Origin of the sequence: Roseivirga sp. 4D4, from assembly GCF_001747095.1 — a bacterium.
Taxonomy (GTDB): Bacteria; Bacteroidota; Bacteroidia; order Cytophagales; family Cyclobacteriaceae; genus Roseivirga.
The window spans coordinates 248,730-274,530 of the sequence record NZ_MDGP01000001.1; the positions used below are offsets into that span (position 1 = coordinate 248,730).

Consider the following 25,801-nt stretch of genomic DNA (forward strand, 5'->3'; position numbering starts at 1 on the left):
TCGAATCATCTATCGATAACGGCTGACCTTCCTTTACCGCGGTTATCGATCCCTGTATCAAAGCCATTAGTCTTACCCTGGCCGTCACGAAGAATCTTAATTCCCGTGGCATTGCCTATGGTTCTTGTCATCACGTTATGACCTTTTGCTTTTAATGCATTGATCACATCTTCTGAAAGACCAGGGTCAACGATTATTCTGTCAGGTTCAGCAAACACCAGCTTAGGAGCATCAATAGCTTCCTGCATACCCATATCAAAATCAATCAGATTAAAGATGATCTGAGGTACGTTTTGTGTGATTGTATGTCCACCTGGTGTTCCAAGCGCTGCAAATGGAGTTCCATCCTTCATAATGATGATTGGACAGTCACCTGATAGTTTGTGTCTTCCTGGGAATGCATCCATTGGGTTTCCCTTGGGCTCGTAAGTGGCGTAAGCCATAGAGTTATTTAGCCAAACACCAGTACCCTCCACCATCACTCGACTTCCGAATAGGTTGCCCAAAGTTTGGGTAGCACTCACAATATTCCCCCATTTGTCTATGATGGTAAAGTGGGTGGTGTTCCTGCTCTCTGGTTTAAAAGGAAGAACGAATTCTGAAGCTTTGTTCCTGTCGATTGCATTTGACATGGCATTGAGCACGGGTTCAGAGAGAATGCTGTCAATTGGAGCTTCCCTTACTTCAGGGTCGAAAGAGTAGGCCAGCCTCGACTTGTAAGACTCTTTTGTCATTTCAGCGAAAAGGTGAAGGTATTCGGCTGAGTTATGGCTTAAGTTCTGTTCCTCGACCTCTTGCATCATTCCTAGATTCACAAAGGCAGGGAAGGAGTTGGCAGGCAAGGATGCCGTGTAAACATCATACCCTTTATACTCGAACTTATATGGCTCCCACCATTCAGCCTGATTTTGCTTTAGGTCTTCTAGCGATAGAAAGCTTCCTACTCGCTGCATCTCCTTATCAATAGCTGCAGCAATGTCCCCATGATAGAAGGGTGCTGCACCTTCCTTTGCAATACGTTTGAAAGTATTGGCCAAATCTGTCTGGACTAAGCGTTCTCCTTCCTTTAAGGCTTTACCGTCTTTGCCATAAAATCCTTGAGCATATTCCGAAAAGTCATCAAATGCACGTTGGATTTGGCTGGCTGTTGCTCCGCCAATAGTGAATCCGTTTTCTGCTCTGTCGATTGCTGCGTCAAAGAGATCATCCCATTCTAATGACCCATAGCTTTCATGTATGGCCGTCCAAGCGTTTAAGTTACCCGGTGTAGATATAGATTTGGGTCCCGTCCTGTTGACCATAAAGTCAGGAGTCGGGGCTCTCATCAAATCGGTATTCGTATTGATTGGGAATCTACCACTTGCATTCAGAAATCTGACGGCATCTGATTCTGAGTCATAAACCAGTATGGTGCCATAGCCACCAATGCCGGACATCATGGGCTCTACCACGTTAAGGGTAGAAGCTACAGCTATAGCCGCATCAAAGGCATTGCCACCTTGTTCTAAAACTTCTAATCCGGCCTGGGTAGCCAAAGGGTGAGCGGAAGCAACGCTGCCAATCAAGGCTTCTTCTTTCTGTACTTGGCATGATAGTACAATTGCAGAAATCAGAATCGTCAGGGTGTATTTCTTAAGCATTATGAGAATATTCGGTTGACACTCTCTAAATATATCGAATAATAATGGCGATTAGACTTCCCATTAAGCATGCATAATGATCTATATAATTCGTATGCATGGAAAACATATTGGCTTGGAGTTATTCATGTTCAACCTACTTTGGGGTTTAGAATTTCACCTTTTTGGGTAGCGCCTTTGCATAATTTGTCAATTTCTGACATTAGTTTTTTAAAGGCGCTTTTATGCTTACCCAGTTTTCCCATTTGATCTTGCCATGGTGTGCATTTTGCAGCACAGGTCAAACTTTTGAAGATTTTAGGATTCTCAGGCCAAGGCTGGTCGATGTTTACTACAACTTTTACGTCAATTCCAATTTTGACTGATTTTACATCTACGTTGTCTTCCCAAAGAAGCTTGTATGCATCCTTAAGTTTTAATAGCGCCTTTTTTACGGGCTCATCAAATGCCTTGTGATTAGCATTACCCTTTGACGATAGGATAGTAAGGTTAGATCGCTTCGTGCCGTCTCCTCCGAATTGAGCATTTAATAGATGCCCCGCTTTGAAAGAACATTTCGGCATTTTTTTTCTCGCAGGTACGATTGCGGAAGGGAGTTTAGGGTTAGCGTCACTCCTTACGCTTAAATATGACCCGGTAGGCCCAAGTATGGCTTGGGCTTCTCTACCGCCAGCTCCTGTGATTCGAGAGTCTTCATAGGTAGGATGTTTAATAAAATCAAGTCCTGCTATTGCTGTTAAAAAAGGCGGTTTACTCGTTCTTTTTGATTTTGGTGCTGGGGCAGGAGCAAAGCTGCTATCAGGCGTTTTCCGTTTTGGCATATTACAAAGTATTGTGTGTACATCTAATTTAAGCAATATAGGGATATGCTCATTCGCTTGACCTGATACTATTCATTCACTTTTTTGGATCTGGTTGGTTATTGGGCCGAAATAGTCTTAATTATTTCTTTTTGCTTCTTCTACAATCTGGCCATTTTCTCTAATGATCACTTTGGTGACTTCTGAATTTTCGTTGCTGATAAACTCGAAAGTGAGGCTGCTTTGCTCATGGAAGAATAAGTTCTCCTTTTCAGGTATTAATATGAGTTCCATGGGGCCTGCAGCCATTTGTAGCTTTCCTTCTAGTTTGGAAAAAACGACTTTGCCGGTTTGTGGCGCCAGATAGTTCCCTGCATAACTAGCAAGTAATTTGTCGCTCAGTGAGATTGCTGTTTTTTGGTTTTCATATGGCACGGGTTGGTGATCATAGCTCAAGACTCTGGACATTTTCCAAGCACCATTTTCGAAGTTCCAAATGTGAGTGAACTTGGCTAAGGCATCGGCTCTATCACCAACATAAAAATAGTGTTCTCCACTGATAATGGCTCCAATACCTTTCAATGGAAATACTTCTACTGAACCTTCTTTCACTTGTCTTCTAAGCTGAGGGCCATTGGCACAAAGGCCTTCGCTTAATGCTTTTTTGAAGTCTGCGAGGCCTTTTGTCAGGCCATTTTTATCGTGGTAAAACTCTAAGTCCTCGGTTAGAAAGGAGACCATCTGGTCAACATTACATTGGTTATAAGCCTTCCAGAATTGATCATCGTTTTCTAGGATCGCTTCTTTAAGTTGTTCGGGTTGATCATAAATAGATTGTCCTCTTGCTACAGTTGATACCAATAGGAGGAGAGCAATGAATGACTGAGTTGTGTGCTTAATTGTGTTTGAGTTTTTGAACATTTTATAGGGGTTAAAAAAAGGCGACCGCCCTCTTGCTTGCATAAGAGAGCGGTCGTTAATAAAATGTTGCAGAAAAATAATATTACTCTGATCTCAGGCTTCGTGTTGGATTCATTTTGGCTGTTCTTAGGGTCTGAGTGGCTACTGTCACCCATGCTACAATCAGGGTTGATAATCCGGCCAATGCAAAAAACCACCAATTAAGTTGAATGCTGTAGGCAAAATTATCTAACCAGCTGGAGCCAATGTAATAGCTAATGGGTAGCCCCAATACAATCGCAACCAAAACCATTTTGGAGAAATCACTGGTTAGTAGGTAAACAATATTCCAGACACTTGATCCAAGCACTTTCCGAATGCCTATTTCTTTAATTCGCCTTTCAGTCATAAAGGTGGTCAAACCGAATAGACCTAAGCAGGAAATAATAATGGCCAGGCCTGCGAAGTACTTGGAGAGATCACTTACGCGCTCTTCTGATGCATAGAGTGCCTGATAGTCTTGGTCTAAGAATATCGGGTTGAATGGAAATCCAGGGTTAAAGTCTTGATAGGATTTGGATATCCTGTCCAGTGTTTCACTCTCATTGCCATTCTCTAATTTGGCCATTATAAAGTGTGTTTCTTCCGGTTCGAACCTAAAAATGGTGGGCTCCACCTGGCTGTGTAACGAAGCAAAATTGAAATCTTTTACTACTCCAATGATCCTTTTGTTTCCTGTATAATGACGGATGGTCTTACCGATCGGGTCTTCCATTCCCATGGCCTTAATTGCGGCTTCGTTAAAGATTACCGCTGTAGAGTCTGTTGCAAACTCTGATGAGAAGTCTCGACCCGATGTAAGTTCGATCCCCATAAGATCAAGCATGCCTTCACCTGCTTTGATTTCCCAAAATTGAACCCTTAACCCATCCGGTTTTCCTTCCCAGTCCACACCTCCCGTTGCATTGCCGCCACCAACCATGAAGCCAGATTCTACAGCATTGACTACCCCTGGGATATTTCTAATCTCTTGGACAAATGGATCGCCATCGGTTAATAGTTTGCCCTCTCGCTCAAAATAAACCAGATTGTCTCTGTCATAGCCGAGATTCGATTTACGTACAAAATCCATCTGGTTATTTAGGATCATAACGGCCACTATCAACACCGTAGAAAGGGTAAATTGAAGGACCACCAAGGATTTACGACCAAGGCCCTTACCAGAATTCAAGAATTTGCCTTTCAATACTTTTATTGCCTCAAATCTTGATAAATAGAATGCTGGGTAGGCACCAGCTAAAAGACCTATTCCTGCAATTATCGACAAACATGCGTAGAGTATTTTTGGGCTTAAAGTCAATATGAGCTGTTTGTCTGTAATAAAGTTGAATTGGGGCAGAAACAAGTAAACCACCCCAAGGCCTAACACAAGTGACAAAGCACTGAGGACTGTTGATTCGGTTAAGAACTGGGTAATCAATGAACCTCTTGAAGCTCCCAAGGATTTTTTAATACCTGTCTCTTTCGCGCGGTGAGATACACGGGCTGTGGATAGATTGATAAAGTTGATACTGGCGATGAGCAGTATAAAAGTGCCCACAATGGAGAAGATTTCAACGTATTCAATGCGTCCGCCAATGCTCACACCATTCTCAAATTTGCCGTGCAAATACTGATCTGAATAGGGTACTAGCATGATGTCCACTTGGTCTCTTTCTTGATTCTTGTCGACTATTTCATTCACCGTCTCAGCCACAGATTCAGGGCTAAAACCTTCATTTAGGCTGACCATAATTCGACCGTAATAGTTGCCCCAGTTTTTAAAATTGATAAGATCATCATGGTAAAATTTCCAAGTCAATAAAAAGTCGAATCGCTCGGATGAATTAGCTGGGAGATCTTTTAGAATACCGCTGACCGTGAATTCTCTGCCTTGATCCCAGAATTCCCATTTCAGGGTTTTGCCCATAGCATTGGTGGTACCAAAGAGCTTCATGGCTAGAGACTCGGTGATCAAGATGTTTGACCTGTCGCCTAACGCCATTTCTCCATTTCCTGTGATCAAAGGATAATTAAAGAGTTTGAAGAAAGATTGACTAGCAAATTTTCCTTTAGCACGTATGGCAGTTTGGTCCGCAGAAATGGTGTAGTCGTGTACATCTGTGGCGGCCACAGCATCAGAGACCTGAGGTATTTGAGACTGAATTTCTTCTAGCAATAAGCCGGGAACCCCTCGCCATGACTGATAGCCATCGGGTGTTTTAAAATTTGTGTAGACTTGATAAAGTTGTTCATCATTTGGGTGAAACCGATCCATACTGATCTCATTGTCTACCCAAAGGTAGATCAGCAAAAGGCTTGCAATGCCTGTAGACAATCCGATGAGGTTAATCAGAAAAGTGCTAGGGTAGCGCCTGAAGTTCCTGAATGTCAGTAGAATATTATGTTTAAACATTGTTGCTGTATTTAGTTTTTGATTGATTTTGACAGATCTTATGATACCAGGCCTGAACAACCTTAGCACGTCTCTAATGAAGTGTCTATTGGCCTTTCGGTAACCTAGTTCCCCAACTCTGGCATTGAACCTCTCAAGAAGGTCTCCCTCAATGGTTTCTGTCAAATCTTTGGAACAGAACCAATGAAAGAAGCTCAATGCCAGACGAGAAGGGTTTCTATATTTCGAAGGATTACTCATTACGTAAACCCTGCACTGGGCTAGTAAAGGCAGCCTTCAAGGACTGGAAGCTTATGGTGATTAGTGCGATCAGCAAGGCCGATATTCCAGCAAAAACAAAGAGTTGAATGTTCATGCTGATTTTGTATTCAAAGTCGTTCAACCATTCATTCATCATATACCAGGCGATCGGAGTAGCAAGAATCAAGGCAAGGAATATCGGCTTCATAAAATTGAAGCTGAGCATACTTACAACTTGTGTTACTTTCGCTCCAAGTACCAGCCTAACACTGATTTCTTTGCTTCGCTGTTCTACCATAAAAACGGATAGTCCAAAGAGTCCTAAGCAGGCTATAATAATCGCCAGCATCGCAAAGGATGTAAGGATGTTTCTTATCCTTTCCACACCAACATACATCTGAGCAAAATTCTGATCCATGAATTCATAGATGAAAGGTTGGTTTGGAGCCATCTCTTCCCATACTTTCTGTATGTCTCCAATTGTCGCAGCCATGTCTTGCGTATTGACAAGGATGGAAGTGGTGGAGGGGGCGTTTCCGAGTCTCATAGCCAATGGCCTCACAGGAGCCGTGAGTAAATCGAAATTGAAATCTTCCACCAAGCCAATCACTGTCCAAACAACCCTGTTACTAGACCGATTAGTGATTTTTGCACCTATCGGATTATCTTGAATTCCCAGGGCTTCAGCCATCTTTTCATTGATGATAATAGCTGAGGTGTCTGTCCTCATTTCGCGATCAAAGTTTCGTCCTTGAAGCAGGTTCATGCCAAGCGTTTTGAGGTAGTCATAATCAATTTCCCAATTTTGACCTGACGATCCTGCGTCAACCTTTGTTCGGCCATCTTTCCACCACATATTACCGTTTCTTGCAGTTCCTGAGATAGGTAGGTAGTCGCTGATCGTGACGCTTGATATCTCAGGAGTTTTTAGCAGCTCATTTTTGAAGTTGTCCGGCTGGTCTCCAATTACCTGAGTGTTTCTCAATTGGATCACTTGCTCTTTGTTGAAGCCAGTTTGTGCATTTAAGATATACTCCATCTGCTGGTAGACCACAAAGGTGCCAATGATCAATACGATGGAGGCAGTGAATTGAAATACTACCAAAGCATTTCGAAGTTTTGAACTTTTACTGCCCATACTCAATTTGCCTTTTAGCACGGCTGCAGGCCTGAATGATGAGAGGTAGAAGGCGGGGTAGAGGCCCGCTACAACACCAATTAGTACCGAAGAGAAAAACATTGTCGGTATAAACCATAGCTCGGACCACGGTAATGTGAGCGCTTTACCCGCGAGTTGATTGAAGTAGGGCAATACTACACTGGCAATTCCAATGGCTATAATAAATGACAACAGACTGTATAGGATTGATTCTGTTAAGAATTGAGTAATCAAATGTGACTTTTGTGAGCCTATAGTCTTTCTTAGACCTACTTCTTTAGCTCTATTGGCAGATTTAGCCGTAGAAAGATTGATAAAGTTTATACAGGCTAGTCCAAGAATAAAGGCGGCTATGACGCCAAATATCCATATGTACTTAATGTCACTTTTTTGATAGGGATCACTAATGTCTTGACTCTTTAAGTAGATGTCGGTGACTGGCTCAAGGCTGAAGCTCATGTTCTTCATTTCTTCCTCAGCATTTGGGTTACCGTTACGTTTTTCAACAGGCAATATGTACTTGGTCCCGATTTCAGAGAGTCTAGGGTTAAGTGCTTCTATGTCTGTTCCAGGATTGAGGCGTACATAAACTTGGTAATTTTGAGACTCCCAAGAGGCCTGCTCGCCATTCCAGAACTCTCTACCGGTTAGTGTCCAAAGAAAATCGAATTGAAAGAATCCTGTGGATGGTAGATCTTCTAAAACGCCACCAATTTTATAAGGTCGATCGGTGTTATCGTTAATGTAGACCGTTCTTCCAACAGGGTTTTCTCCAGGGAAGAGTTTCTCCGCCTTCTTGCGTGTCATCACCAAAGTATTGGGTTGCGCCAAGGCTTCTTCCAAATTACCATAGACCATTTTAAACTGGAAGAGATCTAAAATTTGCTGATCTGCATAGATGAAATCACCTTCATAGTGATTTTGCATATCTCCTTCAATTCTAATATTGTTTTTACCAGCGCCAAAGTTGTTGCCTTCATTCGTTCTACCCGCCAGTGTTACTTCTGGGAAGTCATCTTGAATGGCTTGCGCGAAAGGAGGAGCGAACCAAGTAAACCTAATGATGTTGCCCTCCATGTTATAGTTGTTCACTACACGATATAAGTTTTCGTGACCGGGAATATGTTTGTCATAACTCAATTCATTTTTAATGAACAGCGTGATGAGTAGACAAACTGCAATACCGATGGCGAAGCCACCGATTTTAATCGTTGAGTACATTTTGTGTCTCAATAATTGCCTTTTGGCAATGACCATGTTGTTTTTAAGCATACCGAATTTGTTTAGTTTTTGAGCCCCTGTTATGGGTCTGATGATGCCAGGTCTAAAGAGCTGGATCACGTCTTTAATAAATAATTGCTTTGCTTTCTTTTGACCTTTCTTCAAAGCTCTTATTTCGAATCGTTCTACCAGATCACCCTCAATGGCTTCCACCAACTGTGGATTGCAATACAATCGAAAAAACCGGAGCAGCAATTTTGGGGGTGAAGGAGTAGATTGAGTCATTTTCTTCTTTGGCTAATTTTTAAAGCCCTATGAATTCAAGTGCCACATCTGGAACTGCATTCCATAGTTGCATTCGCTGTTCTTTTGAGGTGCGAAGCATGTCTTTACCTACATTGGTGACAGTAAAAAAGCGCTTTCGCTTTCCACCTCTAACAGATGTTGCTTCCCCGAGTTCTGACTTTAAAAAGCCCTTGTCCTCGAGCCGCTTAAGCACTACCTGAAGTGAGCCGATGCTGACTGATCGGTTAAGGCGCGTTTCCATTTCTTCAATGATGGCAACACCGTAAGCTTCGCCATGCAGTATGGCAACGGTGAGCATGACGATTTCTTCGAATTCTCCTAAGTGATTTTTACCCATGATTCTATATTTACCTTAAAAGTAGTAATTATATAGACTCGCCTGAGAGAAATTGGTTGCATATTTACCTTAATTGTAGTAAATATATTTTTAAATCGTAGATAATCAGCGTATTGCAATCGATAGCTTGACTAATTTTTCCTGCTATACACTTGGTTTCATTTTGAAAAGCTACCTTTGCGGCTTCATTTTTCAGGAGTAAAACCTACAAGCGTGACTTATACCTTTATCAATCGAAAGCAGGGAAGCATCAAAGACGAGATTCTGTCAGGATTGACCGTGGCGATTGCCTTGGTTCCAGAAGCGATTGCATTTGCCATTATTGCGGGGGTCGATGCTAAAATCGGTCTGTTCTCTGCCTTTATGATGGGTTTCATTACTTCATTACTAGGTGGTCGACCAGGTATGATCACCGGTGCGACTGGGGCTGTGGCAGTGGTTATTGCTCCATTGGTCATGCACAGTGGTGTTGAATACTTATTTCCGACTATCATCCTAGCAGGTTTGTTTCAAATGCTCGTGGGCGCTTTGAAGTTGGGTAAGTTCATTCGTATGGTGCCGCACTCTGTAATGTTAGGCTTTGTGAATGGATTGGCGATTGTGATTTTTATGGCCCAATTCAGTCAGTTTACGAGTAAAACAGGTGGTGAATTAGACAATGCTGGTTTGATCGCTTTCGGTGCACTGATCGCCATTACCATGCTGGTGATGTTTGTGTTGCCAAAGTTTACAAAAGCGATTCCTTCTGCATTGGTTGCAATTGTTGTGGCTTCTGTTGTCGCTATTTTCTTCTTTCCAAATACCATCACGATTGGAGATAAAGCAGATATGACTGCGATGTCTGATGGCTTGTTCTCACCCTTCTTTATGATGTTTGATGCGATTCCATTTACTATGGAAAGCTTCCTAATTATTCTACCCTTCGCGCTTAAAGTGGCAGGTGTAGGTCTAATAGAGAGTTTATTGACATTGACATTGGTAGACGAGATGACCGATACAAGAGGTAGTGGTAATAGAGAATCAATGGCTCAAGGTATTGCTAATGTGGTTACTGGTTTCTTTACTGGAATGGGTGGCTGTGCTATGATTGGTCAAACGATGATCAATATTAATTCTGGAGCCAGAGCGAGACTTTCGGCATTCCTAGCCGCTATTTTCTTGCTGTCCTTTATGTTGGTTCTTGGTGAGATCATTGCGGTTGTGCCGATCGCTGTATTGGTGGGCGTAATGTTTATGGTGGCTATTGCTACTTTTGAATGGTCAAGTCTAAGGGTTTGGAATAAGGTGCCAAAGCTTGATGTGGCCGTTATCCTGATCGTTTCCGTAATTACTGTCATCGAGGATTTGGCGGTTGCTGTACTCGTAGGTGTAATTATTTCTGCCTTGGCCTTTGCTTGGGAGAACGCCTTAAGAATTCGTGCAAGGAAATATATTGATGAGCATGGGGTGAAGCATTACGAGATTTTCGGTCCATTGTTCTTTGCCTCTGTAACCACCTTCCTTTCAAAGTTTGATGCTAAGAATGACCCTAACTCAGTGATTATTGACTTCCAAGAATCTAAAGTGATGGATCAGTCTGCTATCGAGGCGATTAATAAGATAGCCGAAAAGTATACATCTGAAGGCAAGACCATACACTTAAGACATCTCAGTAAAGATTGCATCAGAATGGTGAAACGTGCCAGTGAAATCTGTGAGGTTAATGTTGTTGAAGATCCAGATTACTTCGTGGCAATCAACGACTACGAGCGCAAGATGAGGACGGGAAGGGGTTAGTGTTCAACCCTGGGATAAACTATCGTGCGCGTACCTTTTCAAAAAGCACTCAAGAAAAAAATCGAATTTAAGAAGCGGCATGCACCAAGGCGCATGCCGCTTATCGTTTGTTATGTGCTTTTTTTCAGGTAAATACTGGAGCAGTATCCATATATAACCTTACGGATCGTACCTTTCCTTCTTCATTGATGTCAGTAAAGGCTACTGCCTTAACTGTTACCCTTTTCCTATCATGTCGTTTGTAATAGTTAATAGCTTCCAGAACGTAGTTCTTGTCGGATCCATAAACATTAATCAGATCATGTTCGATAGTGGCGAAACTCTGCCAGTATTTCCTCAATCCTTCGAGGATTACTTCTTTACCTTGGCCGAAAGGGTTGTTGTTGAAAGTCATTTCCACATCATCCGCCAAAAAGGCACCGTAAGTTTCTATATCTTTGTTATCCATGGCTTCGAGGTACGCTAAATACCTTTCAAAAACAGGAGCAGAAAGTTGATTGATTCTTAAATTTTCAGTTTTCATAATGTCAAAATTTTCGTTGCATTGATTATGATTCAAAGATCCTTAGAATAAGACGGTAAGGGGTAGAGTAAAATACGGTGTGGATGGTAGTTTTTTCGGATTCTAGGTTGTTTGCCGAAAATTTAAAGGGGTAATTCCTACTTTGTGCTTGAAAAGCTTGTTGAAATAGGATGGGTCATCATAACCCAACCAGTAGACAATTTCTTTGACACTCATTTCCGTTTGTTTGAGCAAACTCTTGGCTTCAAACAATACAAATTCCTCTATACTTTGCTTAGCAGTTAAACCTGTCTCTCTCTTCAATACATCGGACAAGTGTTTTGGTGTTATACTAAGCTGGTTGGCATAGAAATTCACTTCTTTGTGAATTTGGTATTGCTCGTTAAGAATTCTTTCAAAAGCTCGCACAATTTCAAGGTTTCTGTTATTACTTGACCCTTCTTCATCCTGAAGGTAGATTCTTCTGATAAGTTCAAGAAGGGAGAAAAGCAAACCTGTGTTTATGTCACGGTCAGCTTTGTATTGTTGTAGGAGACTTAGGATGGAGTTGATCTGTTGGTACTCTTGATCCGTCAAATTAATAACGTGCAGGGCTCCTGGTTTAAAGAATGGATAATCTGGTAGAAAGTTGCTGTAATATGGTTTTTGAAAAAGATCTGGTTTAAAGAGAACTGTTGTATTCTTCACTTTCCAATTATTTTCTATCCAAGATCTTACAATTCCGGGTCCAACAATTGTTAAGGATTGTTTATTGATGTCAAACTCCCTAATGCCAACTTTCAATCGACACTTGTCCTCATGAAGGAGACCTAATGAATAGAAATAGCTCCGGTAGGGGAAAGTTATGCCTGGTCCGCTTTTGAAGTCATACTCTGTTGCAATGAACAAGTTGGAATTTGTCAATTCGGATTTAAGTACCTGTCTCAGATATTGATGAAATTCAAAGTTAATAGGTGCTTTTTCTTTCATTGATACATCTTAAGGTTCTTACTGCACTATGTAAAGCACACAGCTACTGGTTAAACCCTCTATGCAGTTTAACCTATCATTTGAACATAATATATATTCTTTTGGAAGAATAATTGACTAGCCATGGTCAAAAGGGCATACTAATCCTGTGAAGTCAGTCTTTTCAAAGGTCAGTTTGAACTTTAAGGCCTATCTACCCTTTTGAGGAAGTCAAGTTTCGTATGGTCAGGCCTACATCACATTCAACGATTAAATAAACCATTTGTGGATGAGTCCACTGCTTGATGAAAATCTCTTTACATATTCCAGTATGAAGAGAATATCAGCAGTTGTAATCAAAGCTTTCTGGACAATGGTAGTGCTAGTGGCCTTTATATTTAATGGTGCCGCTCAAGAAACCAAAACCCTTTTGTGGGAGATATCGGGTAATGGCTTAGAGAAGTCATCGTACCTATTCGGAACAATCCACTTAATGTGTGAAGAGGATTTTAGAATAAGTGAAGGGGTAAAAGATGCAATAGCTAACGCTGACCAAGTTGCCCTAGAGGTGGATTTAGATGACCAATCAGAAATACAGGCTTTTCAGAACGGTATGATCGATATGGCAGGCTTTGATTATAAAGGGAGCTTATCGGAAAAAGACTATAATCGCTTAGATGAAATCATGACGGCCAACTATGGGCAGGGAATGGCCACAATGAGAATTATGAAGCCTTTCGGGGTTATGTCGGGCCTTTATGGAGAGATGATGGGCTGTGGGACCCCCAAGACATATGAATTCAGCTTTATCACAATGGCGAAAGGTCAGAATAAAGAGGTCGTGGGTTTAGAATCGGCTGCTTCCCAAGTAGCAATCTTCGACAATATTCCTGTCGAAGAACAAATGAGCTGGATATCTGATATGTTGAGCGAGTCAGGAGATACTAAAGCAGAATGGGATGAAATGGTAGCTAATTACAAAGCACAAGACTTGTCTGCCTTATATAGAAGCATGAGTGAATCTCCTGAATACGCGAAGTACGAAAAGGAATTGTTGGACAATAGGAACAAGGCTTGGATTCCTAAAATCGGAGAATTGGCTAAATCAAAATCGACTTTTGTAGCTGTTGGTGCCATGCATTTAGCAGGAGACAATAGTGTGATCAAATTACTGAGAGAAGCAGGCTATACTGTAAAGCCGATGGTGAACTAATAGTAAATTATAATATCAAAAGCCCACTTCAATGAGAGAGTGCTAATGTCCTTGATGCTTCGTGAAACCGGCCATTACATTTTCCATGATTCTGACTTTTGCCCATCGGGGGACCATTCTGAGGTTATAGACTAGGAATTTCGTCAAGAACCCAGGTAAGATGGTTGTCTTCTTCCCAATGCTATTGATGATGGGAACACAGATGTCTTCGGTTTTCAAGGACATATTCATCTTCATTTTCGCGCGTTCCGCAAAACCGCTTTCAACCGGACCGGGCGCTGCGCATAATACGTCAATACCCTCTGGCTTAAGTTCTCTGGAAAGTGCTTCACCGAAGCTTTGAACGTATGCTTTTGAGGCTGCGTAGTTCGCTGCGTTTGGAACTCCTTGAAATGCGACCATGGAGCTCAATAGTACAATAGCTCCCTTCCTTGATTCACTTTTCATTTGCTGGGCGAAATGATGAGACATTTGAAGTACAGATCGGCAATTTAGGTCCAAAAGGTTCAGCTCCGTCTCTAGGTCAGATTCGATAAACTTTCCCGAAGTGCCGAAGCCCGCATTCAAGACCACGATGCCTATTGGCAAATGAGCGGTGGCTTCAATAAGTTTTTCCACTTCTGAGGGTATAGATAAATCTCCTATAACCGGAATCACCTCTACCTTGTATTGGTCGAAAAGTTCAGTACTGAAGTCTGTGAGTTGTTTTTCCCTTCTTCCTGTGATAATTAGGTTAAAGCCTGCTTTTGCGAATGTTATGGCCATTTCTTTGCCAATACCTGATGTAGCTCCGGTGATAAGTACCCAGTTTCCATAATCAGTTTTCAAAGTCTCGGTCTTTTGTCTAGATAGTTTCATGGTCATTACTTCTCTGCCTTTTGTTTGATTTCTGCCAACCACAGGTCATGTAGTTTTCTTAGCTTATTTGGAACGAAGGCCTTTTGCATTAGGGTGAGAAAGCCAAATTGGGCTTCGCTTGTAATCAGTTTGCAGCCATCTTTTGTAGGGACAATCAACCAGGCATGGTAGCCTTGTATAGAACTCTTTTTGGATTCCCAACTGAGGCGATAAGGTTCGTCAAATTCGGTCACATAAGAAGTGAAGTCTTGCCCCATGGTCTTCCATTCGAATATGGAGTTATCCTTTAGCGCTTGCGCATCAGAATTTGTGATCTGAACATCTTTTGCACCTTCATACCAGTCAGGCCATGATTCAGCCATGATGAGAATATCCCAAACCGTTGCTGGGCTCGCCTTAATGTCGATTTCATTATGGACGAAGAATTGTGCTTTATCAGGACCATAGGCTTCGGGCCAATTGATTTTTTCAGAATTGGGCTTGCTGTTTTCTACGGTTTTGCGAACAGAATAACAACCCGTTAATACTAAGGTCAATATGAGTATCAGGTAATAATTGAATCTATTTTTCATGTCTTCTTTTGATTTAGATAATTGTTTTGCCGCGTAAGGCTTGTGTTAAGACAAACACAGCCAAAAGCGCATATAGTAATGAGATGCCTATAGTCAGTTTGGTGTCTCGAAGAACAAACCAGGCAAGAATTGGAATTACCTGAAGCGCGTGCATTCCAATGAAATGAGCGATACGCAAGTCACCATATGTCAAACTCCAGTTAAGGAATGGAATACCCGGAGTCCCGTCTCTTCCACCTACAGTATGGGCCATGTTTGCACCCATAACAAAACCTTCGAAGGAGAAGACAACAAATAGTGCGATGCCCAATCGAATGGCCCAGACATAGTAGTTTGGAAGATCGGGTAAGGGGGTTGCAAAGAACTTGAGACCAATATAGGCTACAGCGATAGTGGCCAGGCTAGCGGCTAAGGCCATCATGGAGAACATAAAACTGTGGAAGTTGCTGCTTTGGTTGTAGTGTGATGCTTCTCCTTTGCTTGCCTTCCATGCGATATAGGTGACTTCGAAGGCAAGGGTGGTAATCAGTATCCAATTAATGATGGATACTTCTTTAGTGGCGGGGAGGTATCCGGTATACCAACCCACTGACCAGACCAATATGGCAGTTGATAGTGCGAATTTGATGGGTTTGTGCCAGGCATTTGTGCCGGCAAAGTCAATAGGCCTAGCAAAGGACATTGCGATTAAGAATGCCGCTGCAAGCAGATTGACAGTGCCAAACCAGAAAAGTGAGATGTTTCTCTCCTTTAATACCTCAATGAATTCCATTTGTCTTTTGTTTAGACAAACTTCATCATTGGGCTAGCCAGAAAACGATAACAAATGTTTAGAGTTTACTAGGATTGACGTTTAATTCGGCTCAAGTGAATGGGAGTTATACCGAGGTAGGAGGCAATCATATGCTGAGGCACTCTATTGTGAATATCAGGAAAGATTTGACTCATTAATTCATACCGATCAATAGGAGCTAAGGTATACTGGTGCTGAATGCGGGTGTCTAAATACGTGAAGTAATATTCGGCAATCAACCGACCTAATTTTTGTCCTTCCTTCAAGTTGTCATATCCCCATTCAATTGCAGTTCTCGACAGCACAATGACATCCGTATCTTCCATTGCCTCCAATTTATAGCGAGACTTCTCTTTCGAAAGAAAGGCGTTGTAGTCTGCAATGAATTGGTTCTCAATGGCGAAGTGAGTTGTATGCTCCCGACCTTCAAGGTCGTTGATTTTAACCCTGAGTATACCTCGCTCGATGAAGTATACCTCGTCAATGAATTTATCATCGTCACTTAGAATGGCCTTCTTCTTAAATGACTTTCGGTAGCAAAAGGACACGAACTCATCCATCTCCTTGTCAGAGATAGAGATGAGATTTGATATCGTATCTTTCAGCAATTCCATGGTTGTTGAAGAGTAATTTTTGTTTAGCCGTTATTCTGAGGCTGTGGTATTTGGCTTATAATTCTATCCACTAATCTGGAGAATGGTAAACTCTGCAAGTAGACAGTTCCTGTTCCGCTCAGAGTAGCTAGGAAAAGCCCCTCACCTCCAAAGAACATGGATTTAAGATTGCCTGCTCTCTGGATATCATAATCTACTCCTGAAGAAAAACCTACAATACATCCAGTGTCTACGATTACAGTTTCATTATCTAGTTTCTTTTCAATGACAGTTCCTCCAGCGTGGAGAAAAGCCATGCCATCGCCTTGAAGTTTTTGTAGAATGAATCCTTCACCACCGAAGAGACCAGCGCCAAATTTCTTAGCAAATGCAATGCTCAATCGCGTACCTAAAGCGGCACATAGGAAGGCGTCTTTCTGGCAGAAAATTTCGCCACCAACTGCACTTAAATCGATCGGTACAATCTTACCTGGGTAAGGGGACGAGAAGGTAACAGCCCCTTTGCCTGATCCATGATTGGTGAAATGTGTCATAAAGATGGATTCACCAGTAAGTGCTCGTTTTCCAGCGCTGAGTAGCTTGCCAAAAAATCCTTGGTTAGGTTCAGAACCATCACCCATTTTTGTTTCGAATTGGATTTCTGGGTGCATCCAATTCATTGCTCCGGCCTCTGCAATTACCGTTTCCTGTGGATCAAGTTCTATTTCTACCATCTGCATGTCATCGCCATGCAGTGTATAATCTATTTCGTGGGAATTCATTGAGTTTGCTTTTGTTTTGAATATCACGATTCTCCTTATTAAATGAAAGGCAGTTTCCTTGATGAACCACGAAAAGATTACATAGGCAAAGCATTGTCGAGCTTTCTGAATTTGGTTTTGACCGATTTACTCTCGAATCATCTTATATTTATTCATGGTTTCATTCTCCTTCTTTCACCCTGGTAATGATGTTTTTGCATAAGAAAGGCCTGTTTTCCAGTTTAGTGTTAATTGCTTTGATAGCCCTTGTAAGCTGTGATGTCAGTAGTGCTTCTGATAAAAAGACCTACCCTGATCAATTTGGTGAGATTGCTTTCGATGCAGCCTTAGATGATCCTGGATTTCAGCTGTGTGACTCCAGCCAAATGGTACATAGTAGAGTGTCCTTGAATTATTCTGGGGGTAGAAAGAGAATAGAAGAACTCTGTAAACAACAGGTCAATGTGGGTGGTAATGCCTATGCTTTCAATGGGTATATCCTGATTCGCTTTTTAGTGAATTGTAAGGGTGAATCCGATCGTTTCAGAATAGAAACGCTGGATGAAGGCTTTATGCCAATCGAATGTCCGGATGGTTTGGTATCTCTCGTTGAGAATGCAGTACGTTCACTCAATGAGTGGGTAATTTCAAAACCAGAGAATGTAGGAAAAGATCATTCCAAATATTTGAATTTTAAAATGGTTAATGGACGAGTTGATGCAATCATACATTAAGAGAAGACTTTCCTATATCATATTCCTATTCCCGTTGACGACTTATGTGTTGAAGGCTCAGGGGAATTGTGATCTGATGGTAGAAGGAAGCAAGGAACGTATAGCCTGCGAGTATGGTAGAAAGGCCATTACTTTTAAACAGGGTAGTAAGCAATCTCAATTGCTTTTTGATTCTGCGATTGCAGTGAACCCTGATTACGCTTGGGCATATTATGAAAAGTCGGTTCCCTTTTTTAAGCGTGGAATGCTGAGTGAGGGGGTTAGACTATTAAATAAGGCGGTAGCGCTCGATCCACTCAGTTATTTGACTTATCGGGCTTACTGGTTTTCACAGCATAAGAGCTATGAACGGTGCAGGGACGATTTGGAGCAATACTATGCGATGGAAGGGGCTTATGCAAAAAACACCCCTGATGGCGCGCTTGATTTGAAGATTCTACTCGGCATTGTTTATTCGGAATTGGACCTCAAGCAGCAGGCAATTAATCAGGTTGAAGAGACAATCAGTTCTTATCCCTCAGAGGCTTATCTGGGTCCATACGATTACCATACATTAGGAGTGCTTTACTTGAAGCATGAGCAATACGACCAAGCTAAGGTTGCGTTGCAGAAGTCGTTAGCATACAACGAGCAGTTTGCCGATACTTACTACTACCTATCCCTAACAGAGCAGAGCCTTGGTGAAATCAACAAGGCCAAGGATTATATCCTAGAGTGTTTAAAGCGATTTGATGGTAAGGAGAACGGTTATAGTGGATATCCACTGTGTTTTCCTGTTTCGAGGGAATTGGCTGAAAGACAAATCGAGATACTCAAAGGATTGGGTTGATTCTATTTGATCGCGCCAAGAACGTGTCCTAACACGCTGTACGCCCTTGAATGTCCGTATCGAGGTCCATAGGCGGTAGAAGTCAAAGCGATGACCATGTTCTCATCAGGAATCAAGATGAGTTGATTTCCTCCTCTGCCAGAGGCCCAGAGGTAGTCAAATTTCCTTCCATTGATGGTTCTGGATTTTTTGTACCAGAGCATCCCATAAGAATCTGTAAGCGTCCAATAATCTGTAAGGTCGAAAGCTCTTCTTTCAATAAGTCGTTGGATATAATCAGGATCAACAATCTGTTTATTTGCCCATTTTCCTTCATTGGCAACAAGCACACCTAGCTTCGCAAAGTCTAGTGTGGATAGGTATAGAGTGCCGGCAGCTACCGTTTGGTTTGCCGCATTGGTGAACCAAAAAAACTGCTTAATGCCCATTGGTTTGAATACTCTTTCCGTGGCGAAGTCTCTCAGGCTCATCCCTGAGGTTTCTTCTATAATGGCTCCCACTAGCGCAGCATTTATATCCGCATAAACCCATTTTTCTCCAGGTTTATTGGCCAAAGGGACTGTGAGTATATATTGAACCCATTCCTCGCCCCCTGACCAGTTTACCGCATGGCCGGGAGTCTCTGATCTGTCGGTATCGGCATCTAGGCCTGAAGCCATGTCTAACAAGTGGCTTATCTTAATTTTTTTATAGTCTTCGTGAATATTGGGGTACTTCTCTTTCGGAAAGAATGAATACACATCTTGGTCGAGGCTTTGTACGAGGCCTTCTTTCATAGCGACACCCAGTAGAAGGGAAGTAATGCTCTTGCCTGCAGAGCGGATATCGAGAATTTGCTTTCTCCAATAGGTGTTGAAGTGCCACTCAGTTACCAATTGATGGTCTTTGATGATCACCAGTCCGGTAAAGTCGCCATTCTCGAAGTTATAGATCTTGTCTAAGAGAACGTCCATGGAGTCCCTATTCAATCCAGCTTCTTCTAAAGTGGTGTATGGGAGGTTGGGGACTGGAGGCATCTGAGCATATGCAGGCGCAACTATGCAAATGCAAAGTATTAGTGTTAAGTGTCGCATGGATTAGTTGTAAGGTTGGATAAAAGACATGAGCTCTTGGTGATGGTTGCACGAGCTTAAGTGTTCGGAGTTTAATGTGAACTAGAGCTTGGGAGTTATCCGATCATTTGATTTTCAGAAGCTCATGCAACCCTTCGAAAATCCGCCTGTTATTTACTTAACAAATATGAAATTAATAATTACTTTTATATTTGTTAAGTAAATAGAATATCATGTCCGAACAATCATTGGGTGAATTTGAAGAGTTGGTTTTGCTCATCGTGGCTGCCAATAACAAAGAGGCTTATGGTGTGCAAATTCTTAAACAATTGGAAGAACGACTGGATAGGAAGCTGAACATCAGCGGTATTCACGTTGCCCTCAAGAGAATGGAGAATAAGGGCTTCGTTGAGTCCAGTTATGGCGGCATCACGAATGAGCGTGGAGGACGCAGAAAAAAGTTCTATAGCATAACCTCGTTGGGTAAGAAAGTGCTAGACAGACAGTATGAGTTAAGAACGAGTATATATCAGGAGATTCCTAAAATTTCATTTGGTCAATGAAGCCTCAACCACCCAAGCGAGCACTCCGTTTCCTGCACTGGTTTTGCCGTGAAGATTACCTTGAAGAATTTGAGGGTGATCTGATCGAGCTCTTCGAGGAGGTCTACGAAGAATCACCTAGAAAGGCCCGAAGAAAATTCTTTTGGGGCGTAGTTCGCTGTTTTCGCCCGGCATTTATCAAAGCATTTTATAAAGTCAACCACTCAAATACAACAACTATGTTTAAGCACAATCTTTTAATCACACTTAGAAATTTTAAGCGTTATAAAGGCTCTTTTTTGATTAACCTAACAGGACTTTCCGTTGGGCTTTTATCAGCATTACTGATCTACTTTTGGGTTTACAGTGAGCTGACCGTAGACGGCTTTCATGAAACTGATCAACAGCTTTATCAAGTCATGAGAAACTCCAACTATGGTCAGGAGACCAGGGTGTATTACAACAACTCTGATCTACTCCCAGATGCCTTAAGAGCAGAGGTCGCAGAAGTAGAATATGTCGTTCCCTTCGTGGAGGTTTGGTCTGATGTTTATCTATCATTTGGAGAAAAAAACATAAAGGCCGATGGTCGATTGGCAGGCAAAGACTTCTTCAAGGTATTTTCCTATGACCTGATTCAAGGGGATAGGAATAACGCATTAACGGGAATGAATTCTATTGTCCTATCCAAGCAGTTGGCAGCGTCATTATCGGCTGATCAAACCGTAGAAGTGGGGCAAATCGTTTCGATTCCAGGAGAGACCGAATATGGTACTCGATACGCAGGTGATTATTTAGTGACAGGTATTTTTGACCTTTCTAAACAAAACGTATCAGAGAAATTCGATTTCCTATTGACTACTGAGCTTTTCTTGAGCAAGCGTAGTCCAGGAAATAACAAGTGGAATAGCAACAGTTCTCGCGTTTATATCACATTAAAGGAGGGTACTGATGTAACACAGTTTAATGATAAGCTCGATGATTTTTTTCGAAACAAAAGATACGCTGACAATCCTGACGTAGATCCTGCATGGGGGGAGCACATGTTTTTACAACAATACTCCACACGCTATTTGTATAATCGTTATGAAAACGGTGTGCTTTCAGGTGGCCGGATTGATTATATCATTCTTTTTGGTGCTGTGGGACTGATGGTTTTAATAGTCGCCTGCATCAACTTTATGAACCTCTCTACAGCGCAAGCATTCCGTAGGCTTAAAGAAGTAGGGGTCAAAAAAGTGGTGGGTGCATCAAGAAGAGTCTTAGCCATTCAGCATATAACAGAATCGGTGATTTTGGCTGGCTTATCTTCTTTGATTGCCGTTTTTGCCGCGCTGCTGCTTTATCCAAAGCTGAGTCTAATATCTGCCAGAGATATTGTGATTGACTGGAATGCCGAATTGTTTGTGGGGATCATTGGGATAGTTATCATTACTGGCCTGATTGCAGGCAGTTATCCTGCCTTTTATATCTCAAGGATGAGACCTATTCAGATTTTAAAAGGGAAACTAAAAACCTCTTTGAGCGAGGTAATTGTCAGAAAAGGGCTGGTCGTTTTTCAGTTCTGCGTTTCACTTATCCTAATCATCACTGTCATTGTCGTTACCAGGCAAATAGACTATACACAATCTAAAAACCTGGGCTATGAGAGAGATAACGTTTTGACTTTCAGAAGTGAAGGACAAATGTTAGACAACTACGAAACTTTCCTAAGTGAGGTGAAGAGAATCACAGGAGTTAAGAATGCAGGCCTAATCGAAGGAAACCCAATTAACTTCAGCAATTCGGGTGGCGGTTTTCCCAGGGAAGGGCAGCCTATGGTACAATTCACTTTTGCCAGAGTGGGCTATGATTATTTGGAAACCATGGGAATTGAACTCCTCGAAGGCCGATCGTTTTCGAGAGAATTTGCCAATGAGGAAACTAAGATCATATTGAACGAGACTTCCGTGAAAGCCATGGGGCTAGAAGACCCTGTCGGTAAGGTCTACAATATCAGAGGGAAGAAGCAGGTGATCGGTATTATGAAGGATTTTCACCTTCAATCACTCCACGAAGAGATTAAACCTAGCTTTTTAATTTTTAGACCCGAAGATGTGAATACTGTCGTGATAAAAATTCAGGCGGGTGCTGAACGCGAGACACTAACTGATGTAGAAGAACTCTATCGATCCTTCAACCCTGGTTTGCCTTTTGAATATGAGTTTTTGGATCAAAACTATGAGGCGCTATATCAGACAGAGCAGCGAACAGCAAGCCTTTATCGATATTTTGCAATAGTGGCGGTTTTTATCTCTTGCTTGGGACTGTTAGGTCTATCAGCCTTTACGGTGCAAATGAGACTTAAGGAGATCGGTATTAGAAAAGTATTAGGTTCTGGGGTTTGGAGAATTATTAGGTTGCTAACACAAGACCTGACGCGAACCGTTATCATTTCACTCTTGATATCCATTCCTGTTGGATATTACCTATCGGAAAGCTGGTTGAATGGTTTTGCTTACAGCGTTGATTTAAACGTTAGCCTCTTTGCTATTGCTGGTGTTGCAATTGTCCTAATGGCCTGGAGTATTGTGGCCTTGCAGGCGTTTAGAGCATCAAGAGTCAACCCGGTCGAATGCCTGAAAGATGAGTAGTCTTAGCTTGGTTTAAGAAAAGTTGTTTTGAGGTGGAATAGTAGGGTTGACTGCTCCTTTTTGATCTATCTATAAACCTTAAAAACTCTCTATAGAGTCAAAATGTTTCATCTTTTTCATCAATGAATAATTATTAAAAAACTTGAAATATTGGCATCATTTATGCGCAAAATTTGGACATGCAAGGTGCATGAAAATCTTTCCATAAAAACATCATAATATGAGGTCATTTATTCTATTCATCTTAGTAGTATCATTAAGTAGTTGTGCTGTTGTTCGTCCCGGAGAAGTGGGGGTGAAACAAAAAATGGGTAAGCTCGGAACTGAAGCCAAAACCTCCGGATCTATCTGGTTTAATCCATTGAATAGTAGTGTTGTAAAGGTCTCCACACAAACGGAAAACCTGGAGTTAACGATTAGTCTACCAAGCAAAGAGGGGTTGAGTATCACCTCTCAAATTTCGATTCTTTATCAGGTCAACGCGGAAAAGGTAACTCAGGTAGTGGAGGATCTTGGATTAAATTTCGAGCCAATTATTGCCAACATCTTTAGAAGTGCCAGTGCAGATGTCTGTTCAAAGTATAGTGCCAAGGATATGCACTCTGGTATGAGAGCCGATATCGAAGGAGCGATTGCTGATCGCATGAGTGAAATTTTGAACGATAAGGGAATCTTGATAGAGGAGGTTTTATTGAAGAGTATTCAATTGCCACCTGCTTTGGCCAATAGCATTGAACAGAAGCTGCAGGCAGAGCAAGACGCACTCAGAATGAAGTTTATCCTAGATAGAGAGAAACTGGAGGCGGAGAGAAAGCTCATTGAGGCTAAAGGTACAAGAGATGCTCAGAAGATTTTAGCAGAGGGCTTAACCAAGCAGATTCTTGAGTTCAAGAGCATAGAAGCCTTTATTGAATTGGCTAAATCACAGAATTCGAAAGTGATCATTACCGATGGTAAAACACCGTATTTAATTCAAAACGACAAGTAGGTTGTAGGAAACCTCAGCAAGGCCTGGTCAGACACTGATCAGGCCTTTTTTATTTCTGGTATAACGAGTAAACTACTTCTAGCTCCGCCACTAGCGTCCTACCTAGATCAATACTTGATTGATCAGTGATACAGTGAAAATACTAAGTAGGAACCAGCCCATAAAGCCCTGTATGATACATATATAACGACCTATCCCTTTTGTTGGAATAGCACCAAAACCGAGCGTTACAAAGGCATTTAGACTCAAGGCAAAAGCATTTAGCCAACTTCTGATAATGCCTAGTAGCATAACAAAGAAAGGTCTGATATAACCCTTTTCGTTCTTCTCCTTAAAGATGCGATAGTCTTCGATCATTCGTTTTTTACTCTTGGTGTCCCATTCAGATGGGAAGAGGAGGTAGATAAAAGAGAATAATAAAATGATAAAGAAGGAAACCAGTATCGCTCTTGCCGGACTTGTTCCACTTCGGGTATAGAACTTCAATAGTTTGCCAATCTGGTATTGGATAAGACGCTCATAAGAACCAGTCTTTTGGTATGCTGCGTAATCATGATTCAGCATGAGATCTTTTAGATCAATATAAGCGGCATTGGCTGAGACCATGTCGCCACGTTCTTTATAATTGGTATGCATCAACTTGTAGTTATAGATGAGCTTGTCATAGGGTCCTGCTTGATTGACTTCTTCCTTCTCACCGATTACAAAGGTGCGGGTTTGCCATTGTTCCCAACTAAGTTCACCATTGACCCCAAATCCACCTTCAAACTGTCGATAGGGCAAATAGTTAATTGGGCTGTGGAAGTTAGTTCTATCAATGTTTACCGCTTTCATAAAACGATTTTTATACATATTCAAACTCTTGGTTCTGGAATTAAAAAAATCGACTTCGTTATGGAATACATTACTGCTGATATCGATACTAGGTGAATTGATCTCTAGTGGTATCCGGCCGATCATGCCAGTTTGACACTTGAATTCATTTCCCTTGAACATTACCATGTCGATCGGCTTTTGATCTGTGCCAAAAGGGTAGTAAGGTCTGCCAAGATTTGGTTCAAAGAATTGTTGTGTTAGCGTAAGCTTTGAATCAGTAATATTCAAGCGTCCCAGTCCTGCCATATAGTTCTGCTCAATTTTGTCAACTTCGACTCTAAAAAAACGGATGATGTCATAGTCTTGAAGGCTCCAAGACATCTCCGTCACTTGAATATCATGAAGGCCAATGATGTTCTGAACCCGATCACCCTCCTTCAAAATGCCGGTAGAACTAGCTAACACGAGTCGGTTAAGTTTAAGGCGTTCGAGTAAGATGGTGCCTTTACCATTTTGGATGACTAGATTCTTATCCGAAAAGTCGATCAACGAGTCGGAAGTAAGCTTGAGATCTAGATCAGGCCTTGCATCCAGAATTTGTTTAGCGGAAATACCATCTGAGTTTAGCCAATTACTAATTGAATTATAATGACTCTTATTCCTAAGGCTTACCACCGGTCTCTTGGTCAGGGCTTCCAAGATCCACAGATAGTCAATGTTTTCCTCTTTATAAAAGGCTTCTTCTCTTTCAATTAAGGCATTGAAACGAGGGCTCTGCCTTGCTAGGGTCAGATCGGGGTCTGTTTTGGCATGGTTCAGGTTGGTGAACCCATATAAAAAAGCACTATCAAGATATCTTAATGACATCTCTTGGTTTTTCAATAATGACCATGAAAAGGCGACATTATAGTAGTCATTACCATTGCCTCTGTACTCAGTGAATAGAAGGTCATAGGTTTTGACAACAGTTGTGTAGTCACCGGATCTAAGTTGTTGTGTGGCTACCCACCTGAGAGAGTCTTGGGCAGACAAGGTAAGGTTGAGTATTAGTCCAAAGACAATACCCAAGTATTTTGGTTGAAGCATTTTTTAAGATACTAAGTCTGATACTG

22 protein-coding genes are annotated in these 25,801 nt (G+C 41.7%); 7 read left to right on the forward strand and 15 right to left on the reverse strand.

The window, feature by feature from the left end:
- Window positions 1-5: 5 nt before the first annotated feature.
- The 6 genes from ggt to BFP97_RS01070 form a co-directional block, all read right to left on the reverse strand.
- Window positions 6-1,640 (reverse strand): gamma-glutamyltransferase, encoded by a 1,635-nt coding sequence (gene ggt / locus BFP97_RS01045; RefSeq protein ID WP_069840639.1) that lies wholly within the window; start codon window positions 1,638-1,640, stop codon window positions 6-8.
- A 131-nt stretch (window positions 1,641-1,771) separates the two neighbouring features.
- The gene (locus BFP97_RS01050) at window positions 1,772-2,461 is read right to left on the reverse strand and encodes a hypothetical protein (protein ID WP_069840640.1); all 690 of its coding nucleotides are present in this window, start codon (window positions 2,459-2,461) and stop codon (window positions 1,772-1,774) included.
- Window positions 2,462-2,578: 117 nt separating this feature from the next.
- Window positions 2,579-3,361, reverse strand: coding sequence for a nuclear transport factor 2 family protein (locus BFP97_RS01055; protein ID WP_069840641.1), 783 nt, complete (start codon window positions 3,359-3,361; stop codon window positions 2,579-2,581).
- 82 nt (window positions 3,362-3,443) lie between these two features.
- Window positions 3,444-6,035 carry an ABC transporter permease gene (locus BFP97_RS01060; protein ID WP_083262358.1) on the reverse strand — a complete coding sequence of 864 codons (2,592 nt, stop codon included), beginning with the start codon at window positions 6,033-6,035 and terminating at the stop codon, window positions 3,444-3,446.
- Entirely contained in the window at window positions 6,028-8,700 is a 2,673-nt protein-coding gene (locus BFP97_RS01065; RefSeq protein WP_255399294.1) for an ABC transporter permease, read from the reverse strand. Before BFP97_RS01065 ends, BFP97_RS01060 begins: the two co-directional genes overlap by 8 nt.
- 19 nt (window positions 8,701-8,719) lie before the next feature.
- Window positions 8,720-9,058 carry a PadR family transcriptional regulator gene (locus BFP97_RS01070; protein ID WP_069840642.1) on the reverse strand — a complete coding sequence of 113 codons (339 nt, stop codon included), beginning with the start codon at window positions 9,056-9,058 and terminating at the stop codon, window positions 8,720-8,722.
- 213 nt (window positions 9,059-9,271) lie between these two features.
- On the opposite strand from BFP97_RS01070, the gene BFP97_RS01075 reads away from it, so the two are divergent.
- Window positions 9,272-10,834, forward strand: a complete 1,563-nt coding sequence (locus BFP97_RS01075; protein WP_069840643.1) for a SulP family inorganic anion transporter — start codon at window positions 9,272-9,274, stop codon at window positions 10,832-10,834.
- A 124-nt stretch (window positions 10,835-10,958) separates the two neighbouring features.
- Here BFP97_RS01075 and BFP97_RS01080 read toward each other — a convergent pair whose 3' ends face one another.
- Both BFP97_RS01080 and BFP97_RS01085 read right to left on the reverse strand, forming a co-directional pair.
- The gene (locus tag BFP97_RS01080; RefSeq protein WP_069840644.1) at window positions 10,959-11,357 is read right to left on the reverse strand and encodes a nuclear transport factor 2 family protein; all 399 of its coding nucleotides are present in this window, start codon (window positions 11,355-11,357) and stop codon (window positions 10,959-10,961) included.
- A gap of 102 nt (window positions 11,358-11,459) precedes the next feature.
- A complete protein-coding gene (locus tag BFP97_RS01085) occupies window positions 11,460-12,326 on the reverse strand; it encodes a helix-turn-helix domain-containing protein (protein WP_069840645.1) in 867 nt (288 codons plus the stop codon).
- Window positions 12,327-12,636: 310 nt separating this feature from the next.
- On the opposite strand from BFP97_RS01085, the gene BFP97_RS01090 reads away from it, so the two are divergent.
- Window positions 12,637-13,518, forward strand: coding sequence for a TraB/GumN family protein (locus BFP97_RS01090; protein WP_170827376.1), 882 nt, complete (start codon window positions 12,637-12,639; stop codon window positions 13,516-13,518).
- Window positions 13,519-13,560: 42 nt separating this feature from the next.
- Here the strand turns inward: BFP97_RS01090 and BFP97_RS01095 are convergent, their stop codons facing one another.
- The 5 genes from BFP97_RS01095 to BFP97_RS01115 all read right to left on the reverse strand — a co-directional run bounded on the left by BFP97_RS01095 (window position 13,561) and on the right by BFP97_RS01115 (window position 17,116).
- Window positions 13,561-14,376: an SDR family NAD(P)-dependent oxidoreductase gene (locus BFP97_RS01095; protein ID WP_069844145.1), complete on the reverse strand. Its 816-nt coding sequence runs from the start codon at window positions 14,374-14,376 to the stop codon at window positions 13,561-13,563.
- A 5-nt stretch (window positions 14,377-14,381) separates the two neighbouring features.
- Complete coding sequence (locus BFP97_RS01100) at window positions 14,382-14,948, reverse strand: SRPBCC domain-containing protein (protein ID WP_069840646.1); 567 nt, start codon at window positions 14,946-14,948, stop codon at window positions 14,382-14,384.
- A gap of 13 nt (window positions 14,949-14,961) precedes the next feature.
- A complete protein-coding gene (locus BFP97_RS01105) occupies window positions 14,962-15,720 on the reverse strand; it encodes a hypothetical protein (RefSeq protein ID WP_069840647.1) in 759 nt (252 codons plus the stop codon).
- A 68-nt stretch (window positions 15,721-15,788) separates the two neighbouring features.
- Window positions 15,789-16,355, reverse strand: coding sequence for a Crp/Fnr family transcriptional regulator (locus BFP97_RS01110; RefSeq protein ID WP_069840648.1), 567 nt, complete (start codon window positions 16,353-16,355; stop codon window positions 15,789-15,791).
- Between the two features lie 23 nt (window positions 16,356-16,378).
- A complete protein-coding gene (locus BFP97_RS01115; RefSeq protein WP_069840649.1) occupies window positions 16,379-17,116 on the reverse strand; it encodes a TIGR00266 family protein in 738 nt (245 codons plus the stop codon).
- 236 nt (window positions 17,117-17,352) lie between these two features.
- Between BFP97_RS01115 and BFP97_RS01120 the strand changes: the two genes are divergently transcribed.
- Both BFP97_RS01120 and BFP97_RS01125 read left to right on the forward strand, forming a co-directional pair.
- Complete coding sequence (locus BFP97_RS01120) at window positions 17,353-17,829, forward strand: hypothetical protein (RefSeq protein WP_139135140.1); 477 nt, start codon at window positions 17,353-17,355, stop codon at window positions 17,827-17,829.
- Complete coding sequence (locus BFP97_RS01125) at window positions 17,813-18,658, forward strand: tetratricopeptide repeat protein (RefSeq protein WP_069840651.1); 846 nt, start codon at window positions 17,813-17,815, stop codon at window positions 18,656-18,658. The genes BFP97_RS01120 and BFP97_RS01125 overlap by 17 nt, the downstream gene beginning before the upstream one ends.
- 2 nt (window positions 18,659-18,660) lie before the next feature.
- On the opposite strand, the gene BFP97_RS01130 is transcribed toward BFP97_RS01125, so the two are convergent.
- Window positions 18,661-19,731, reverse strand: a complete 1,071-nt coding sequence (locus BFP97_RS01130) for a serine hydrolase domain-containing protein (RefSeq protein ID WP_083262361.1) — start codon at window positions 19,729-19,731, stop codon at window positions 18,661-18,663.
- A 212-nt stretch (window positions 19,732-19,943) separates the two neighbouring features.
- Here BFP97_RS01130 and BFP97_RS01135 point away from each other — a divergent pair, with 212 nt between their 5' ends.
- From BFP97_RS01135 to BFP97_RS01145, 3 genes are all read left to right on the forward strand, one after another.
- On the forward strand, window positions 19,944-20,273 hold the full coding sequence (locus BFP97_RS01135; protein WP_069840653.1) for a PadR family transcriptional regulator: 330 nt from the start codon (window positions 19,944-19,946) through the stop codon (window positions 20,271-20,273).
- Window positions 20,270-22,885 carry an ABC transporter permease gene (locus BFP97_RS01140; protein ID WP_083262362.1) on the forward strand — a complete coding sequence of 872 codons (2,616 nt, stop codon included), beginning with the start codon at window positions 20,270-20,272 and terminating at the stop codon, window positions 22,883-22,885. Before BFP97_RS01135 ends, BFP97_RS01140 begins: the two co-directional genes overlap by 4 nt.
- Before the next feature lie 220 nt (window positions 22,886-23,105).
- On the forward strand, window positions 23,106-23,873 hold the full coding sequence (locus BFP97_RS01145; RefSeq protein WP_069840654.1) for a prohibitin family protein: 768 nt from the start codon (window positions 23,106-23,108) through the stop codon (window positions 23,871-23,873).
- Window positions 23,874-23,975: 102 nt separating this feature from the next.
- Here the strand turns inward: BFP97_RS01145 and BFP97_RS01150 are convergent, their stop codons facing one another.
- Window positions 23,976-25,775, reverse strand: coding sequence for a TPR end-of-group domain-containing protein (locus BFP97_RS01150; RefSeq protein ID WP_069840655.1), 1,800 nt, complete (start codon window positions 25,773-25,775; stop codon window positions 23,976-23,978).
- Window positions 25,776-25,801 lie beyond the last annotated feature (26 nt).

Coding starts and splice junctions, on each gene's coding strand:
- ggt (WP_069840639.1), bottom strand. CDS start 1,640: ATGCTTAAGAAATACACCCTGACGATTCTGATTTCTGCAATTGTACTA.
- BFP97_RS01050 (WP_069840640.1), bottom strand. CDS start 2,461: ATGCCAAAACGGAAAACGCCTGATAGCAGCTTTGCTCCTGCCCCAGCA.
- BFP97_RS01055 (WP_069840641.1), bottom strand. CDS start 3,361: ATGTTCAAAAACTCAAACACAATTAAGCACACAACTCAGTCATTCATT.
- BFP97_RS01060 (WP_083262358.1), bottom strand. CDS start 6,035: ATGAGTAATCCTTCGAAATATAGAAACCCTTCTCGTCTGGCATTGAGC.
- BFP97_RS01065 (WP_255399294.1), bottom strand. CDS start 8,700: ATGACTCAATCTACTCCTTCACCCCCAAAATTGCTGCTCCGGTTTTTT.
- BFP97_RS01070 (WP_069840642.1), bottom strand. CDS start 9,058: ATGGGTAAAAATCACTTAGGAGAATTCGAAGAAATCGTCATGCTCACC.
- BFP97_RS01080 (WP_069840644.1), bottom strand. CDS start 11,357: ATGAAAACTGAAAATTTAAGAATCAATCAACTTTCTGCTCCTGTTTTT.
- BFP97_RS01085 (WP_069840645.1), bottom strand. CDS start 12,326: ATGAAAGAAAAAGCACCTATTAACTTTGAATTTCATCAATATCTGAGA.
- BFP97_RS01090 (WP_170827376.1), top strand. CDS start 12,637: ATGAAGAGAATATCAGCAGTTGTAATCAAAGCTTTCTGGACAATGGTA.
- BFP97_RS01095 (WP_069844145.1), bottom strand. CDS start 14,376: ATGAAACTATCTAGACAAAAGACCGAGACTTTGAAAACTGATTATGGA.
- BFP97_RS01100 (WP_069840646.1), bottom strand. CDS start 14,948: ATGAAAAATAGATTCAATTATTACCTGATACTCATATTGACCTTAGTA.
- BFP97_RS01105 (WP_069840647.1), bottom strand. CDS start 15,720: ATGGAATTCATTGAGGTATTAAAGGAGAGAAACATCTCACTTTTCTGG.
- BFP97_RS01110 (WP_069840648.1), bottom strand. CDS start 16,355: ATGGAATTGCTGAAAGATACGATATCAAATCTCATCTCTATCTCTGAC.
- BFP97_RS01115 (WP_069840649.1), bottom strand. CDS start 17,116: ATGAATTCCCACGAAATAGATTATACACTGCATGGCGATGACATGCAG.
- BFP97_RS01125 (WP_069840651.1), top strand. CDS start 17,813: ATGCAATCATACATTAAGAGAAGACTTTCCTATATCATATTCCTATTC.
- BFP97_RS01130 (WP_083262361.1), bottom strand. CDS start 19,731: ATGCGACACTTAACACTAATACTTTGCATTTGCATAGTTGCGCCTGCA.
- BFP97_RS01135 (WP_069840653.1), top strand. CDS start 19,944: ATGTCCGAACAATCATTGGGTGAATTTGAAGAGTTGGTTTTGCTCATC.
- BFP97_RS01140 (WP_083262362.1), top strand. CDS start 20,270: ATGAAGCCTCAACCACCCAAGCGAGCACTCCGTTTCCTGCACTGGTTT.
- BFP97_RS01145 (WP_069840654.1), top strand. CDS start 23,106: ATGAGGTCATTTATTCTATTCATCTTAGTAGTATCATTAAGTAGTTGT.
- BFP97_RS01150 (WP_069840655.1), bottom strand. CDS start 25,775: ATGCTTCAACCAAAATACTTGGGTATTGTCTTTGGACTAATACTCAAC.